We start from the raw sequence: 13,160 nt of genomic DNA on the forward strand, positions 1-13,160 counted from the left end.
GTTTTGTAATTCGTACTAAGTCCATTGGGGTCAACCCTAAAAGGATAAAACGCTTTAAGGATAAAGTGAGAAGAATTACAAGGCGAAACTCAGGAAGAGAACTTGAAAGTATTATTAAAGAACTAAATCCAATACTTAGGGGATGGATGAATTATTATCGCGTAGCAAACATTAAAAGTTTTACAAAAGATTTCATGCAGTGGCTACGAAGAAGACTTAGAATGGTAAAGATGAAGCAATGGAAGACCTATAAGGCAATGCATAAAGAAATGAGAAAGCTAGGAATTAAAGGAAATGGTCTAAGAATGGCTGTAACAAAGTGGAAGAACTCGAATGTTCATATAATCCACCAGATACTACCTAACAAATACTTTGACGACTTAGATCTCATTGATATTCATAAATACGAAGTTGGTTTGTTGTCGAATTATTATTAATTTGGTAAGAAATTTCAGGAGCCGGATACGGCAAACGTAAGTCCGGTTCTGTGAGAGCAAAGAAAACAGGACTAATTATCCTGTTTTCTAGCTACTCGATTTAGAGTGGGAAGAAATTTCGCAGTATTAAAATCAAAAGGGGGCTCTTAGGGAGTGCAAGTTTTGTTTCTCGAAAATGATAAGTTTGGGGAAGCTTTTGTTTAAAGGGGGTTTAGGTTAATAATTGATAACTACTCAACATACAATTTATAGAATCAAGAATTTGGGAGGAGATGGAGTGAAGGCGAATAGTTGGTACGATAAAGAAATGTCCCTTATTTATCACAACATACAATATTATCAGCAGATGATTATATTAAGCACAGATCCCTATCAAAGGATGTTTTACCAAGATCTATTAAATAACGAAGTAAGACGTCTGAATTATTGGCAATGGTATAACCAATATCCTAATTATCCAAGTAATCAGGAAGGTGAAAACGCCCCATCCAATCAAAGAGAGTTCACCCTTGAAGAGTTAGCGCAATATGATGGCTCCGGTGGTAGACCTGCCTATGTTGCAGTAAATGGAATTGTTTACGATGTAAGCTTAGAGGCAACCTGGGGAGGGGGTACGCATTTTAGTTTATATGCAGGAAGAGATTTAACTGGAGCTTTTATGGGATGTCACGGCGGTAGACCTGAGATTTTAAAAAACTTACCACAAGTAGGGGTGTTAAAGCCATAGATGGGAGGGAGTTATTTGAATGACATACCAAGCAACTGCCCAATGATAGATTCAAAAACAATTACAGCTAAAAAAATAATTGATTTAGCTATAGAGAAAATCAAAAATGCCAGTATTAATAAAATCAATTTAATCTGGTTAGAAGCAACGGGGTGTGCAGGGAATATTATTTCTTTACTCAATGCAGAAAATCCAGATGTAATTTATCTATTAGATCAGATGGTGACATTAAAGTATAACAATAGTCTAATGGCTGCTGAGGGGGAGGCAGCCTTTCAACAGTTTTTAGATACCTTAGATACGGAATTTATCCTAGTGGTAGAAGGCGCAGTGGCTACGAAGCATGATGGGCTATACACTGTGATTGCCCGATACCAAGGGGAATTGGTAACGGCGATGGAGGCAGTGAAAATGGCGGGGGAAAAGGCTAAGTACGTGGTGACAGTAGGAACTTGTGCCTCCTATGGAGGGCCCTCTGCTGCCAGACCCAATCCTTCTCAAAGTGTCAGTGTACCACAGCTTTTAAATCAGGAAGTCATAAGAGTACCAGGTTGTCCTAGCCATCCAGATTGGGCTATTGGAACAATTGCTAACCTTATCGCCTTTGGTATGCCAGAACTAGATCCACAAAGTAGACCTATTATGTTTTATGGCATTACCATCCATGATCGATGCACTAGAAGGTCTTATTTTAATAAGGGAATTTTTGCAACAAAGCTAGGAGACCCAGAATGTATGTTTAAACTAGGATGTCGAGGACCTGTCACGAGAACCGATTGTCCTGTGAGGCAGTGGAATGGGTATGTAAATTGGCCTATTGAAGACAACACCCCTTGTATAGGCTGTGCCCAGGAAAGGTTTCCTGACGGGATGGAGCCATTTGTTAGATATTAAAATAATATTTTGGAGGAAGCTATGGGAAGTAAAATTACGATTAACCCCATCACCCGAATAAGTGGATTTTTAGAAATTGAAGTAGAGGTTGAAAAAAATCAAATTATTGATGCCAAAAGTAGTGGGATGCTCTTTAGAGGCTTTGAGAAAATGCTAAGAGGAAGACCCCCTTTGGATGCCATTTATTTTACAGAAAGAATTTGTGGCATTTGTTCTACGGCCCATTCCATGGGATCTACTTTAGCCTTAGAAGATATATTAGACATACGTCCTAATGAAAATGACAAGATGATAAGAGATTTTATGCATGGGTGCGAATTTGTTCAAAACCATTTAAGGCATTTTTACCAATATACCTTTCCAGACTTTGTGCGGGGCCCAGAGATTCAACCCATATACAATGCTACCCACAATGATTATAGACTGCCGGAGGGATTGAATAAGGAGTTATCCAGGAGTTATTTAGCATCCCTGAAGTACAGCCGCTTAGCCCATGAAATGTTGGCGGTCCTAGGAGGTAAAGCTCCCCACACCCATGGTATATTTGTAGGGGGTGTAACCGTGAACCTAGAGGCGTCGAAATGGATTAAGGTCAAATCCATATTGGCCTCTATCAAGGAATTTGTGGCAGGACAAATGATTCCTGATGTCTATACCATTGCAGAATACTACCCTGATTATTTTGAAAATGGAGTAGGGTATAAAAATCTAATGACCTATGGTGTATTCGATACCTACGTGGAAGAAGAGCTATTTTATGTAGGGCCCCAAGTCTTTATTGATGGAGAACTTCAGAACTTTGACCCTGAAAAAATCACTGAAAACATACACAGAGCTTGGTATGATGCAAGGCAAATAGAACAAAGCCCTACAGAGCCAACGGTAGAAGAAAATGTCTATAAGGAAAAAGCCTATAGTTGGATTAAAGCCCCCCGATATGAGGGATACCCCATGGAGGTTGGCCCCCTTGCACGGATGTGGCTAAGTGGTGATTATACCAATGGCATTTCAACCATGGATCGAACCATTGCTAGAGCGCTAGAGGTAAAAAAAATAATCGGAATCATGGAAGGTCTTTTGGAAAGAATGGAGCTTAAGCCTGCACAACAAGGGCGATATACGTTTCCAAGTGAAGCAAGGGGTAAGGGACTGATCGACACCACAAGAGGAGCCTTAGGTCACTGGATTATCACCGAAGATCAAGGCATTCAAAACTATGAGATTATTACACCTAGTTCATGGAACCTATCTCCAGAGGATTCAGAAGGGGTGAAAGGAGTAGTAGAAAAGGCATTGATTGGAACAACCATAGAAGATTTAAAAAATCCTATAGAAATAGGAAGAATTGTGAGGTCCTTTGATCCCTGTGTTTCCTGTGCCACCCATGTAACAAGTGATCGTTATTCCCCGATACAGATTAGGATTGTATAAGATGGCTGTAAAATGTATTGGAATCGGCAATCGGATTATGAGGGATGATGGTATAGGGATCAGGGTAATAGAGAACCTTTCACCACAGTTGAAGCATATGGGCATAGAAGTCATATTGGGAGAGACAGATACCGATTATGCCTTAAGTAAAATTGAGGATGGAGACTTTTTATTTATTATCGATGGAACGTATTTTAATGTCAAACCAGGTACCATCACTTTGACGCCTATTGATAAATCTATTGAACAGCATCATCAGGCCTATTCACAACATCAAGCAAGCTTAGCTTACATGATTAAGACCTATGGCAAGACCATTGAAGGATTTATCATTGGGATTGAGGTGGAGGAGATCGATTTTAGTTTAGAACTGAGTAACACATTGCAAAGGAAACTCCCTCATATATGTGAGGAAGTGTATCAATTGATCTATAAAAATATAAGGGGGGTTTAAAATGCATGACACTTATTTATTAAACAAAATAACACAATCTCTAAAGGAAATATGCCAGGAACATAAACTTAAGAAAATAGAAGCCTTTACTTTGGTGGTAAACCATCATAGTCATGTGAATGAAGAGAGCTTGCGAGAACATTTAGAGATTAATAGCAAGGAATTAATAGGAGATGATCTACAGATTAATTTACAAAGAGAAGATATAGAGGAGCAGACAGCTATTATTCATAGTCTCCAAGGTGAGACCTTTGAACCATAACAATCCTGTTAAGGATATCGGTAAGAGAAGGTACATCATAAAAATTTATGGAATTGTCCAAGGGGTAGGATATAGACCCCAGATCTATAACCAAGCTAAGTTTTTTAATATTAAAGGCTGGGTGACTAATCAAGGAAGTGCCGTTGTGTTAGATATAGAGGGAGAAAGGGCATATATAAGAGGGTTCTTGATTGAAACGATTAACAACCCTCCTAGTCTAGCTACAGTGGAAAAGATACATTTACTTCCCAAGGAATATAAGGGCTATCTAGATTTTCAAATTAAGTCTAGCACTATAGATGAAAAAGGGCTTAAATTTATTGGTGCGGATGTGGCTACTTGTCCCCAGTGTCTAGAAGAAATCTTTAATACCCATAACCCGAGGTATCATTATCCCTTTACAAACTGCACAGTCTGTGGCCCACGGTATTCTATTCTTAGGAAATTGCCCTATGATCGAAATCATACAACCATGGATGCGTTTCAAATGTGCTCTAGTTGCAAGGAGGAATATAATGATCCAACGAATCGGAGATTTCACGCTCAACCCAACTGCTGTCTGAACTGTGGACCCTCGTTACATTTATTGACCAATGAAGGAATGGAAGTGCTGTGCATCGATTCTATTGATAAAACCATAGAGCTTTTACAAGCAGGAAAAATAGTGGCCATTAAAGGATTAGGAGGATATCATTTAACCTGTGATGCTGAAAATCAAGAGGCTATCAAGGCTTTGAGGAAAAGGAAAAATAGGCCCCATAAGCCCTTTGCTCTAATGGTAAAGAATATGGAGGTAGCAAGAGAATTATGCAGGATCAATGAAGTAGAAGAAAAAGTCCTATTAAGCAATAAAAGACCTATTGTTCTATTGAAAAAGAAGGGTTCTAAGGGATTACCTGATGAAATTGCTCCTAACATGGAAAGATTAGGCGCGATGCTTCCCTACACCCCCTTACATTATTTATTATTTCAACGGGGAATCACTGCCCTTGTCATGACCAGTGGTAATCAAAGTAGTGCCCCAATACAATATAAAAATCATGAGGCAATTGAGAACCTAGGAGGGATTGCTGATTATTTCTTAATACATAATCGAGACATACACATTCCAGTGGAGGATTCGGTTGTAAAGGTGGTAAATGATCAAGAGATTGTGGTGAGAAGAGCTAGAGGTTATACCCCCTTTAGCTTTCCAATTAATATTACTCAGGAAGTATTAGCCTTAGGGGCGGAGGAAAAAAGTACATTTTGTGCTGCTCAAAATCAATATGGGTATATGAGTCAGTATTTAGGGGATTTAAAGGATTTTGATACCTATGGGATCTATGAAAAAGCAATAAAAAATTTAGTAAACCTATTGGGATTGAAGCCTAAAATAATTGCTCATGACTTAAACACAAGCTATATATCTTCTCAATATGCAGAAAAGATGGTAGGTGAAAAAGTGGCAGTGCAGCATCATCATGCCCATATGGTCAGTTGTATGGTAGAATACAATCTATTTTCTCCCATGATAGGGGTAGTTTTCGATGGAACGGGGCTAGGAACAGACGGCAAAATATGGGGTGGAGAATTCTTTGTAGGCACAAGGGAGAGCTTTAGTCGAGTAGGACATTTAAGGTATGTGACTATTCAAGGAGGCAATCAAGCAATTAAAGAACCTTGGAGGGTTGCCATCAGCTATATGTATGCAATCGATTATCAGGAAAAAAAGGTTTTAAGAGAGGTAGACGAAAAAAGTATCCATGCAGTGACCCAGGCCTTAGATCAAAACTTAAACTGTTTTCAAAGCTCCAGCATGGGAAGACTTTTTGACTGTGTGGCATCTATACTAAATCTACCACAACGAATTACCTACGATGCCCAGGCAGCTATTGAATTAGAAAATATTTTAGACCCTTCCGTTAAAGCATACTATGCTTATCATATAGGAGAAGAAAATGGCGTTTATCAAATTGATTATAAAGGGATTTTAATGGGGGTTTTAAAAGATATAGAAAAGGAAGTACCTGCTTCTGCTATTTCGGCTAAGTTTCATAATACGATAGGTAATGTGACCCTAGAGTTGATTTCTAGAATAAAGGAAAGCTCCCATATAAACAATGTAGTATTAAGTGGAGGGGTTTTTGAAAATACCTATCTGTTGTCTTATGTAGTGAAGGGGTTGGAGAAAAGAGGCTACGACGTCTATTATCATCGGCAAATTCCCACCAATGATAGTGGGATCTCTGTGGGACAGTTAGGGGTGGCAGCTGCAATAGAAGGGATGGGTTGATATGTGTATTGCAGTTCCTGGAGAAGTTATTGAATTATTTCCTCCCGAGGCTAGGGTGAAAATCATGGGAGTAGAAACGATTGTTAATATACAGTTAATTGATAATTTAAATGTTGGAGAGCATGTGCTAATCCATGCGGGATGTGCCATTGAGAAGATTGACAAAAGCTATTATGATAATTTGCTAGGTATATTTGAAAGTATGGTGGATGAAAATGAATAGGAAGATGGATAAGGATTTGTTAACCCATCTAATCAATGAGGTTAATTCCATGGCGACAGAAGAAATAAAGATTATGGAGGTATGTGGTACCCACACCCAGATGATTGCTAAGCTGGGGCTAAGGACCCTGTTATCCCCTAAAATCAAACTTCTATCAGGGCCAGGATGTCCTGTCTGTGTAACGGAGGAAAAGTATATTGATTGTGTTATAGAAATTCTAAATAAATATAATGTAACGGTGGCTACCTTTGGAGATCTCATGAGAGTAAGGGGAGGAAAGGAAAGCTTGCTGGAGGAGAAGGGCAAGGGGAAGGATGTCAGGATAATCTATTCACCTTTGGACCTAATTGAGATGGCTGAAAAGAACAGGGGAAAACAGATTGTTTTTCTTGGGGTAGGTTTTGAAACGACAGCCCCTATTATAGCCCTAGCAATTAAAACCGCCTCCGAGAAAGGAATTGACAACCTATATTTTCTTACCTCCATTAAGCTAATGGCACCAATCCTGCATTATATTTTGAAGGAGAAAAACCATCAGATACATGGATTCATTTGCCCAGGTCATGTGGCTACCATCAAGGGTTCCGGTTATTTTAAATTTATAAATAAAGAGTACCATATCCCAGCTGCCGTATGTGGATTTGAGGCTATTGATATTGTAGCTGGCATCTATTATTTGGTGAAGCAGATCACTCAAGAGGAGGAAGAATCCTTTAAAAATCTGTATGAAAGATGTGTAAGTCCTCAAGGGAATAGGACAGCCAATCTGTTAATAGATGAGGTGTTCAACATTGCAGATGGAGAGTGGAGGGGAATTGGTAACATAGAAAACTCCTCCCTACAGATGAATGAAAAATATGCTAGATTTGATGCTAGGAAGGCATTTGTAGTAGAAAACCAACAGGTAAAAGTCAGTATGGGCTGTGATTGCAAGGATATTTTATTAGGAAAGAAGACACCAAGGGAATGTAAGCTTTTTAAGGATAGATGTAACCCAATGGATCCACTGGGCCCTTGCATGGTGTCCACTGAGGGAGCCTGCGCTATTGCCTATCGGTATGGGGAGGAAATATAGAATGAATGACAAAGTGATGCTCCGTCATGGAGACGGTGGAAAACATACAAGCTTATTGATCAAGGATATTTTTTATAAGCATTTTTATAACGATATGTTAGTAAATTCTCTAGATGCCTCTGTATTTGATGGAAATCATTGGAGACTGGCCTTTACAACAGACTCCTTTGTGGTAAAGCCTCTAGTGTTTCCAGGAGGAGATATTGGCAAATTAGCTATCTGTGGTACTATCAATGATTTAGTTACAGCAGGAGCAAAACCTTTATATTTAAGCTGTGGGTTTATCATCGAAGAGGGCTTTAATATGGAGCTACTGGAGAAAATTGCAGCCTCTATGGGGGAGACCTGTAGAAAAACGGGAGTGAAAATAATCACAGGAGATACAAAGGTGGTGGAGAAAGGAGCAGTAGATGGAGTATTCATCAACACCTCTGGAATAGGAGGGCTTCAGGCTAATTATCAACCAAAACCGATTCAAGAGGGAGATCAAATTATCATTACTGGGGGAATAGCGGAGCATGGAACTACTATAGCAGTGGAAAGATATGGAATAAAAGTAGAAGGAAATATAAAAAGTGATTGCAGACCATTAAATCATATTCTTGAAAAACTTCAGACATATATGGGAAGTATTAAGCTAATGAAGGACCCTACTAGAGGCGGCTTGGCAACGGCCTTAAATGAAATCCTAGAGGTATCAGGGAGGGGAATTCAGTTATTAGAAAAAGCTATTCCTATAGCTGGGGAAGTAAAATCCATCAATGAACTTTTGGGATTAGATCCTCTATATCATGCCTGTGAGGGTAGGATGATCATGGTAGTTGACAAGGAGAAGGCTGACGAGGTATTGGGGGAAATTCGAGGATGTGAAGGCTGTGAAGATGCAGCAATCATTGGTAGCTTTCTTTCGACTGATATACCGTCAAAAGTAGTGATGGAAACAGTTATTGGTGGGAGGAGAATTGTTGGTCCCCTAGAGGGGGATATGCTACCAAGGATATGCTAATAAAAAATAGAGAAAGTGTAGAGTATAGGCTATAAAGTAGCATAATACTCTACACTTCTTTGATTTATATAGGACAAAATTCTTCTAACGTTTAGTACCCATAATGTTTTTCAGCATCTGCTTTTGTTCTGTGAAGGGTACCCCGTGGATGCTCAGGTGGGGCATAAATAGAGTACAGTTTAAGAGGGGTGCAACCTGTATTAATCAAATTATGCCACTTGCCAGCAGGGATAAAGATTGCATAATCGTCATAAACTTCTGCTCTAAAATCCAACTGATCTCTTCGATCTCCCATCATAACCATTCCCTGGCCTTCTTCAATACGTAAGAATTGATCATGATCTTCATGAATTTCTAAACCTATGTCATCTCCAGGCTGAATGCTCATTAAGGTAAGTTGGAGATATTCTCCTGTCCATAAAGCGATACGGAAATAATCATTTTGCCTGGTTGCTTCTTCAATATTAACTACATAGGGGCAAGGTCCATAATCCTTTAAGTGAATAGGATGTTTAGGGGGACATGGAGGATGCATTGGCGGGTGCCCCCAATAAGGGTGTTGATAGGGATTATAATTATTATAGGGATGGTATGGGTTATATATATTACTCACATTGTTCACTCCTTTCATGTCTTTGTTAATATCATATGCTATATCTCTAGGAGAGGTGTTCACATTGATAGAAGTTGTGCCACTCTTCTCTCAAAAATAACCCCTGCAGCTATTGAATTAATTTCGTGAAAGAATATCACCTTATTTTAGGTTCACTTAGTTAGAAGAAAAACCTTTATTATTAAGTGTAATAGCCTTAGTAGGGCATTTTTCTATAGTTTTTATAATAGCGGACATATTAGAAGGATCTAGATGTATAGGATTAACTACTGCTTTTTTCTGGTTGATTTCAAAAACCTCGGGAAGCATTTTTACACAAATACTACAACCAACACAATAATTTTCATTGATAGATAATCCCTCTGGATTTGAAGCTTTCATCTGAGGAAGATCTTCTTTTTTTATTAAAACACCCATAATATAAGCCATTAGGTAGATTGAAATAACTGTTAATATCCAACGTATAGTCATAAATTTAGGACCTAAAAATCTTGCCTCATTGGCTAGCATAGGTACTTTAATAACCGCCCATGCACTTAATATAACAACAATATTGACAATACTAGCTCCCTTGGATAAAAGCATTTTACAAATAGGAAAAGCAGCATAGATTGGACCTGCAGATAAACTACCTAAAGCCACTGAAAATCCTATCCCTTTCAGGCCAGATCTTTCCCCAAGATGTTTCATAATAGCTTCTTTAGAAATCCATATTTCTATGAGTACTGTTAGCATGAAGATAACCGGCATTACCATCAGCATTTCAAATAAGTAGTGTCTTGTATTTTGCAGGGCGTGAATAAAGTGTCCTTTAGAAAATACAAAAGTAAAAAAATATAGTGTTATGGTGACAGAAATAAGTTTGTATTTTTTTATGAATTGAAATAACATTACATTAGACCTCCCATGATAAAAGCTACCAGTAGGGCTAAAACAAAACTTAATGCACTACGTATTAGCGTAAATTTGAAACCAAATTCCTTTGCTTCTAGAGGAAATGTCTTGATCCCCACCATCGTGAGAGTTGTTAGAAAAGCAACCGAGGGTACTAGGTGGGCACCTCCATCGATTAGTGAGCCAACCAGAGGAAAAGCTACAAAGGCTGGGATTAAAGTTATACACCCTATTAAAGCAGCAAACAAAGTACCGGTAAGGGGATTAACTTTACTAAGCATTTCAGCAATTGTAGTTGGGGTTAAAAAACTTAATCCAAGGCCAATAAGAAAAATAGTAGCAATAATATCAGGAAGCATACCTTGCATCATACCCTTGGCTTTGTGCGTTGCTTCTTTTGTCTGCCTTCTTTTTTTAAAATAAGAATAGATTATTAGTGGTAGCGAGATACCCCACATTGATAGTGTAACAATATCCATAAAATCACCCTTTCAAATAAGATATAAAAAATTATATAATAGAGTTAAATAAAAAGGTGTTACCAATGTAACACAAAGGAGATTTAGAATGAAATTTTTGAATAATATTGAAAAGTATACCCTCCTCAATAAGCTTCCCTATGAATTACTCCAAGATTATCTGGTTCAAAAATTATTAAAAGTCAGTGCTTATAAAAAAGGAGAGATTATACATCTTGATGGTGATCAATGTAAGTGTCTAGAGGTAATCCTTGAAGGGAAGGTAGTTATTGAAAGAATTGATGAAAATGGTGATTTGTTTACAATTGTAGAGCTCTATACCGATAATATTTTGGGTGGAAATCTTGTGTTTTCTACAAACCCCTTTTACCCAATGACTATTTCTGCACGAACAGATGTTGAAATACTGGAGATAGAAAAAGAAACGCTTTTTGAGCTTTGTTGTAACAATAGAGAATTTCTCTATGCTTTTCTCCAACTTATCTCTGGAAACACATTGATTTTAGGAGATAAGATTAAGCATTATGCTAATCGTTCAATACGAGATAGTATTTGTGCTTATTTAAGACAAGAATATCACCTGCAGAACACATTTGAAATAAAACTTAATACAACGAAAAAAGCTTTAGCAGAAAGGATAGGAACTCAAAGGACTTCGTTATCTAGGGAGTTGCAAAAAATGAAAAAGGAAGGTCTCATAACCTATGATGCTACTAGTATTACCATTATAGATAAGAGGATCATTAATGATGGATGACTTTTAAGGAATATGATCTATTATTATTTTTTGTACACAACAAAGAACAGGCTTTATCCCGAAAAATTATTTTAGATGGTGTATGGGGCTATGATTATTATGGAGATTTAAGAACCGTTGATACCCATGTTAAACGTCTTCGACAAAAGCTTTCAAAAATGGGTGAACAAATCAAAACTGTTCGTGGTTTAGGGTATCGTTTTGAGGTGAAAAAATGATAAGAAAATCTATCTTTTTAAAGCTCCTAGCTCTATTTTTATTATTTACCACAAGCATTATAGGCATCTTCTGGCTCCTGCATAGTCAATTTTTTTATGGTTATTATATGCAACAGAAAATCAACACCATGATTGAATATAGTGAAGAATTACAGTATTTAATAAAGGATGATATGCTAACTCAGGAGGGTAAGGATACTCTGGAAAAGGTGGCGGATCAGATTCACGGTAGAGTTGTGATTTTAGACTATGATGAAAATATTCTTCACTATGAAGGTAGTATACGAATGGCTCGAGCCAGTAGAGTTCCTCAAGAAGCTTTACAGAAAGCTAAGAGGGGAAGCATACAAACCTATAAAATTGCTGGTGCCAACAGTCCAGTAGAAATATTGGCAGTTTTAATTCCTATGGAGAATTATATTTATTTATTCCAAACTCCCCTACAGCCTATTGAGGAAGCAATTACTATTACAAGAAGCTTTACCTTTTATCTTTTGATTATAGCTTTTTTCATTGCTATGCTCCTATCTTGGATTTTTTCTAAAACCATCACCAAGCCCTTAATCAAGTTGAATCATGTTGCTACTAAAATGGCTTCCCTAGACTTTAATGAAAAGTGGCAGGAGAAACGACAGGATGAAATAGGTGATTTAGGTAAAACCTTGAATTATTTGACGGAGAAGCTCAGCAGCACCATCCATGATCTACAACAGGAGCTACAAAAAGAAAAAAACCTAGACCAAATGCGGAAGCAATTTGTAGCCAATGTCTCCCATGAGCTTCAAACACCCATTGCTTTAATTAGTGGTTATACAGAAGCTTTGCAGGATGGTATTGTATCTGACAAAGAGGAGGTAAAGGCCTATCTTCAAATCATTGAAGGCGAAACCTATAGAATAAGCAATCTTGTGAAGGATTTATTAGATCTAAGCCAGCTACAGTCTGGCAGCTTTAAAGTAAAAATTGAAACCGTCGATATCCTTTCCTTAATAGACAGTACCATCGATAAGTTTCAGCTGATGCGTCAAGAAAAAAGAATAAAGCTGCTTTTACAGCCCTCTGTATCGGAAACCTGTGTATTTGGCGATGAATATCGTATTCAGCAGGTGTTAATCAATCTAACCCAAAACGCCATCAACAACTGTGATCCAGAAGGCAGTATCATCTATAGGGTTTTTGAAGTAGGAGAAAAAATTCGAATCGAGATATACAACGAAGGCCCTCCCATACTTGAAAAAGAAATTCCCTTTATATGGGAAAGCTTTTATAAGGTAAAAGAAAATAGTAGGGGAACAGGCTTAGGTCTAGCCATTGTAAAAAGCGTTTTAGAACTGCATAAAAGTGACTATGGTGTTATTAATAAAAAGAATGGTGTGTCCTTTTATTTCACTTTACAAAAAAGTTTCAACTAGTTG

The 13,160-nt window shown here is 37.8% G+C and carries 16 protein-coding genes; 13 read left to right on the top strand and 3 right to left on the bottom strand.

The window, feature by feature from the left end; all coding sequences use genetic code 11:
* The 10 genes from BLS22_RS11490 to hypE form a co-directional block, all read left to right on the top strand.
* Positions 1-437: group II intron maturase-specific domain-containing protein (locus BLS22_RS11490; RefSeq protein WP_280139580.1), on the top strand; the 437-nt coding region annotated here is incomplete at its 5' end.
* 277 nt (positions 438-714) lie between these two features.
* Positions 715-1,164, top strand: coding sequence for a cytochrome b5 domain-containing protein (locus tag BLS22_RS11495; RefSeq protein WP_244269537.1), 450 nt, complete (start codon positions 715-717; stop codon positions 1,162-1,164).
* A 15-nt stretch (positions 1,165-1,179) separates the two neighbouring features.
* Positions 1,180-2,058: a hydrogenase small subunit gene (locus tag BLS22_RS11500; RefSeq protein WP_176762154.1), complete on the top strand. Its 879-nt coding sequence runs from the start codon at positions 1,180-1,182 to the stop codon at positions 2,056-2,058.
* A gap of 21 nt (positions 2,059-2,079) precedes the next feature.
* A complete protein-coding gene (locus BLS22_RS11505; RefSeq protein ID WP_090553913.1) occupies positions 2,080-3,489 on the top strand; it encodes a nickel-dependent hydrogenase large subunit in 1,410 nt (469 codons plus the stop codon).
* A 1-nt stretch (position 3,490) separates the two neighbouring features.
* Positions 3,491-3,943: a hydrogenase maturation protease gene (locus tag BLS22_RS11510; RefSeq protein ID WP_090553914.1), complete on the top strand. Its 453-nt coding sequence runs from the start codon at positions 3,491-3,493 to the stop codon at positions 3,941-3,943.
* Position 3,944: 1 nt separating this feature from the next.
* Positions 3,945-4,205, top strand: coding sequence for a hypothetical protein (locus BLS22_RS11515; protein WP_090553915.1), 261 nt, complete (start codon positions 3,945-3,947; stop codon positions 4,203-4,205).
* The gene (hypF, locus tag BLS22_RS11520; RefSeq protein WP_090553916.1) at positions 4,195-6,480 is read left to right on the top strand and encodes a carbamoyltransferase HypF; all 2,286 of its coding nucleotides are present in this window, start codon (positions 4,195-4,197) and stop codon (positions 6,478-6,480) included. Before BLS22_RS11515 ends, hypF begins: the two co-directional genes overlap by 11 nt.
* A 1-nt stretch (position 6,481) precedes the next feature.
* Positions 6,482-6,703 (top strand): HypC/HybG/HupF family hydrogenase formation chaperone, encoded by a 222-nt coding sequence (locus BLS22_RS11525; protein WP_090553917.1) that lies wholly within the window; start codon positions 6,482-6,484, stop codon positions 6,701-6,703.
* The gene (gene hypD, locus BLS22_RS11530; RefSeq protein WP_244269539.1) at positions 6,696-7,778 is read left to right on the top strand and encodes a hydrogenase formation protein HypD; all 1,083 of its coding nucleotides are present in this window, start codon (positions 6,696-6,698) and stop codon (positions 7,776-7,778) included. The genes BLS22_RS11525 and hypD overlap by 8 nt, the downstream gene beginning before the upstream one ends.
* A gap of 1 nt (position 7,779) precedes the next feature.
* Positions 7,780-8,784: a hydrogenase expression/formation protein HypE gene (hypE, locus tag BLS22_RS11535; RefSeq protein ID WP_090553918.1), complete on the top strand. Its 1,005-nt coding sequence runs from the start codon at positions 7,780-7,782 to the stop codon at positions 8,782-8,784.
* Positions 8,785-8,875: 91 nt separating this feature from the next.
* Here the strand turns inward: hypE and BLS22_RS11540 are convergent, their stop codons facing one another.
* The 3 genes from BLS22_RS11540 to BLS22_RS11550 all read right to left on the bottom strand — a co-directional run bounded on the left by BLS22_RS11540 (position 8,876) and on the right by BLS22_RS11550 (position 10,770).
* Positions 8,876-9,397: a cupin domain-containing protein gene (locus BLS22_RS11540; RefSeq protein ID WP_330386517.1), complete on the bottom strand. Its 522-nt coding sequence runs from the start codon at positions 9,395-9,397 to the stop codon at positions 8,876-8,878.
* 156 nt (positions 9,398-9,553) lie between these two features.
* Positions 9,554-10,288: a permease gene (locus BLS22_RS11545; protein ID WP_090553919.1), complete on the bottom strand. Its 735-nt coding sequence runs from the start codon at positions 10,286-10,288 to the stop codon at positions 9,554-9,556.
* Positions 10,288-10,770, bottom strand: a complete 483-nt coding sequence (locus BLS22_RS11550; protein ID WP_090553920.1) for a permease — start codon at positions 10,768-10,770, stop codon at positions 10,288-10,290. The genes BLS22_RS11545 and BLS22_RS11550 overlap by 1 nt, the downstream gene beginning before the upstream one ends.
* An 88-nt stretch (positions 10,771-10,858) precedes the next feature.
* Between BLS22_RS11550 and BLS22_RS11555 the strand changes: the two genes are divergently transcribed.
* The 3 genes from BLS22_RS11555 to BLS22_RS11565 are packed head-to-tail and all read left to right on the top strand — an operon-like array spanning position 10,859 to position 13,157.
* The gene (locus tag BLS22_RS11555) at positions 10,859-11,527 is read left to right on the top strand and encodes a Crp/Fnr family transcriptional regulator (RefSeq protein WP_090553921.1); all 669 of its coding nucleotides are present in this window, start codon (positions 10,859-10,861) and stop codon (positions 11,525-11,527) included.
* A complete protein-coding gene (locus BLS22_RS11560) occupies positions 11,524-11,745 on the top strand; it encodes a winged helix-turn-helix domain-containing protein (protein ID WP_280139581.1) in 222 nt (73 codons plus the stop codon). The genes BLS22_RS11555 and BLS22_RS11560 overlap by 4 nt, the downstream gene beginning before the upstream one ends.
* Positions 11,742-13,157, top strand: a complete 1,416-nt coding sequence (locus BLS22_RS11565) for a sensor histidine kinase (RefSeq protein WP_090553922.1) — start codon at positions 11,742-11,744, stop codon at positions 13,155-13,157. The genes BLS22_RS11560 and BLS22_RS11565 overlap by 4 nt, the downstream gene beginning before the upstream one ends.
* Positions 13,158-13,160: the final 3 nt, after the last annotated feature.

The organism is Natronincola ferrireducens, from assembly GCF_900100845.1.
Lineage (GTDB): Bacteria > Bacillota > Clostridia > Peptostreptococcales > Natronincolaceae > Natronincola_B > Natronincola_B ferrireducens.

Bases quoted from the DNA above. Each gene is read 5' to 3' on its own strand.
- BLS22_RS11505 (WP_090553913.1), top strand. From the start codon at position 2,080: ATGGGAAGTAAAATTACGATTAACCCCATCACCCGAATAAGTGGATTT.
- BLS22_RS11555 (WP_090553921.1), top strand. From the start codon at position 10,859: ATGAAATTTTTGAATAATATTGAAAAGTATACCCTCCTCAATAAGCTT.
- BLS22_RS11525 (WP_090553917.1), top strand. From the start codon at position 6,482: ATGTGTATTGCAGTTCCTGGAGAAGTTATTGAATTATTTCCTCCCGAG.
- BLS22_RS11515 (WP_090553915.1), top strand. From the start codon at position 3,945: ATGCATGACACTTATTTATTAAACAAAATAACACAATCTCTAAAGGAA.
- BLS22_RS11560 (WP_280139581.1), top strand. From the start codon at position 11,524: ATGACTTTTAAGGAATATGATCTATTATTATTTTTTGTACACAACAAA.
- BLS22_RS11510 (WP_090553914.1), top strand. From the start codon at position 3,491: ATGGCTGTAAAATGTATTGGAATCGGCAATCGGATTATGAGGGATGAT.
- BLS22_RS11550 (WP_090553920.1), bottom strand. From the start codon at position 10,770: ATGGATATTGTTACACTATCAATGTGGGGTATCTCGCTACCACTAATA.
- hypD (WP_244269539.1), top strand. From the start codon at position 6,696: ATGAATAGGAAGATGGATAAGGATTTGTTAACCCATCTAATCAATGAG.
- hypE (WP_090553918.1), top strand. From the start codon at position 7,780: ATGAATGACAAAGTGATGCTCCGTCATGGAGACGGTGGAAAACATACA.
- BLS22_RS11545 (WP_090553919.1), bottom strand. From the start codon at position 10,288: ATGTTATTTCAATTCATAAAAAAATACAAACTTATTTCTGTCACCATA.
- BLS22_RS11565 (WP_090553922.1), top strand. From the start codon at position 11,742: ATGATAAGAAAATCTATCTTTTTAAAGCTCCTAGCTCTATTTTTATTA.